This window comes from Roseateles sp., assembly GCF_046300915.1.
GTDB lineage: Bacteria > Pseudomonadota > Gammaproteobacteria > Burkholderiales > Burkholderiaceae_C > Kinneretia.
This window is the reverse complement of the sequence record NZ_JBKCLH010000113.1, coordinates 1-2,508: the sequence shown is the minus strand read 5'-3', so window position 1 is coordinate 2,508 and position 2,508 is coordinate 1. Positions and strand designations below refer to the sequence as shown.

General features: G+C 67.2%; 3 protein-coding genes. 2 read left to right on the top strand and 1 reads right to left on the bottom strand.

Features of this window, described 5'->3' with window-relative positions:
* Window positions 1-109: 109 nt before the first annotated feature.
* Window positions 110-400 carry a hypothetical protein gene (locus ACK5F2_RS08545; RefSeq protein ID WP_409864099.1) on the bottom strand — a complete coding sequence of 97 codons (291 nt, stop codon included), beginning with the start codon at window positions 398-400 and terminating at the stop codon, window positions 110-112.
* Between the two features lie 183 nt (window positions 401-583).
* Between ACK5F2_RS08545 and ACK5F2_RS08540 the strand changes: the two genes are divergently transcribed.
* On the top strand, window positions 584-1,309 hold the full coding sequence (locus tag ACK5F2_RS08540) for a helix-turn-helix transcriptional regulator (protein ID WP_409864098.1): 726 nt from the start codon (window positions 584-586) through the stop codon (window positions 1,307-1,309).
* Window positions 1,310-1,623: 314 nt separating this feature from the next.
* Window positions 1,624-2,508, top strand: an 885-nt coding sequence (locus tag ACK5F2_RS08535) for a S8 family serine peptidase (RefSeq protein ID WP_409864097.1), incomplete at its 3' end; no start/stop codon positions are given.

Below are 2,508 nucleotides of genomic sequence, written 5' to 3'. Positions count from 1 at the left end.
CAGGGCGTCACCGGCGTGCACTCGAGCTTTGTGCTGCAGCAGGTGATTGCGCGCACCAGCCTGCCGGTCACACAGGCCGCAAACTGAGGCGTCGCCTCTGGGCAGCGACTCAACCCTGCTCGAAATGCATCATCTGCACCGAGCCCGGCTCGATCAAGGCGAAGAAGCTGCGGAAATCATGCAGGCTCATGACCTGCTCGGCAGCACTCAGCGCCGCCGCCTGATCATGCCAATAGACGATGTCAACATAGCGCCCGTCGGCGCTCACACCAAAGCTGCGCGAAACAAAACCGGCCAGCTTTTGCAAGCTGGTCGTCACCGCGGCGGCCGCGGCTTGCATCTGCTGCCTGGACACGCCGTTCACACCGGCAAACATAACCACTTCAATGGCTGCACTCATCATCAGTTCCTCTTGTCTTTCAAAACTGCCCAGCGGGCTGAACGCTGCCGCCCTGCGAAGCGGTTCAACGGTAGAGCCGGGCTTGCCCTCAAGCGGCGAACGGTCCTGTACCGAGCGCCTGGGTTTCCATTCTGAAAAGCAAAGCTGCCAAAAACTGTCACCTTTGCCCGCGGCGAGTGCCCGGTGAGCAGTCGTAGCAGCGAACGCCTGCTGGGCCTCCTGGCCAATGGCGAACGCTGGACGGCCGCCCTGCTCGCGCAGGAGCTGGGCCTGAGCGTGCGCAGCGTACGGCGTGGGCTGGCCCAGCTGCAGCAGGAAGGTTGTGTTCTGGACAGCGAACCCGGACGTGGCGGTGGCGTGCGCCTGGCGCGGCGCAGCAGCCTGCCTCGCACGGCCCTGAGCCAGCGCGAGCTGATCACCGTGATGATGGGCCTGGCCGTGGCCGAGTGTTACGGCGCCCCGCTGCTGGCGGACGAGTTGAAGTCCCTGCGCCGCAAGCTGGCCCTGGTCTTCAGCGGCGCTGAACGCGGCGCCCAACAAGCGCTGCGCCAGCGTGTGCGTGTAGGCGCCGCCGCCTCCGAAGCCGTGCGCGCCGACTGGCGCCCGCCGCGCCCGGCCGCGCTGGCCGAGGTGCAGCAAGCCTTTTTCGCGCAGCAATGCCTGCACATTCGCTACCAGGACGGCGCCAGCCAGAGCAGCGAGCGCGAGATCGAGCCCCATTACCTGCTGATCAACGCACCAGCCTGGTACCTGCTGGCCTGGGATGTGAACAAACAAGCCACCCGATGCTTCCGCCTGGACCGCATCCGTCAGGCCAGCCCCCTCGACCGGCGCTTTCTGCGCCGTCCTGAAGCCCAGCTCATGAGCGAGGCCGAACAGGGCTTGGGGCCTTTCTTCAAGCCTCTTTGATGCACGCGCTCCTCCGCAGAGCAATGACTCAGAACGCCGATGTCAAGGCCTATGTGCCAGTTTTTTCCATGGGATTGCCCTAGCTGAGAGCTCTGACAGGTCGGCGGTTTTTCGGCGGCAGCCCTGCCTAAACTGCGCCCGCTTCCGGCTGCAGGTGCTCGAGAACTTGCACGCCGCAAGTGGTGCCGCCGCCGAGCCCCGGCTCGTGCTGGCGGGTTCAGGCTCCCAACCGGGAGCGCCACGACGCGTTCGGCACAACCATCGACTTGAACTGCCCTTGCGCGCCGGTCTTGCTTGATTGAGAGAGTTGCCCCATGACTTCCCATTCCTCTTCCTCCTCACGCCGCCCCCAACGCTTCAGCCCCAAGCCGGTGGCCCTCGCCCTGGCCCTGCTGGCAGCGGCCGGCGCCGCCCAGGCCGGCCAATCGGTCGCCGAGGCTGATGCGCCCGGCTCCCGAGTCGTCCAGAGCAGCGACACCGACCGACTGATCGTCAAGTACTTCGACGCCAGCGAAGCTGCGATGGAAGACGGCCGCAAGGTGATTCGGGCTCGCGCCCTGGACGCGAACGCGCTGAACCAGCGTGTCGACCGGGCCAAGCAGCTGGCTGCGCAACGCGGCCTGCAACTGAGCCTGGTGCGCCAGAGCGGCCTGGGCTCGCATGTGCTGAGCCTGGACCGCGCTCTGCCGCTGGCCGAGGTGGAAGCCTTGGCTGCCCGCATCAAGGCCGAAGACGCCACGGTCGAGTACGCCGAGCCCGACCGCAAGATGTACGCCCTGCTGACCCCCAACGACAGCCAGTACAACCAGCAATGGGATCTGTCTGAAGCCACCGGCGGCATCCGCGCCCCGGCCGCCTGGGACCAAGCCACCGGCACCGGCGTGGTGGTGGCGGTGAGCGACACCGGCATCCGCCCGCACGCCGACCTGGCCGGCCAAACCGGGGCCGGCTACGACATGATTGCCGACGTGGCCACCGCCCACGACGGCAATGGCCGCGACAGCGACCCCAGCGACCCTGGCGACTGGAACACCGCCGGCCAATGCGGTGGCGCTGCCGCCCGCAACAGCTCCTGGCACGGCACCCATGTGGCCGGCACCATCGCGGCGCGCACCAACAACGCGGCCGGCATCGCCGGCATTGCCTTCAACGCCAAAGTGCAGGCCGTGCGCGTGCTGGGCCGCTGCGGTGGCTACAAC

Coding starts and splice junctions, on each gene's coding strand:
- ACK5F2_RS08545 (WP_409864099.1), bottom strand. CDS start 400: ATGAGTGCAGCCATTGAAGTGGTTATGTTTGCCGGTGTGAACGGCGTG.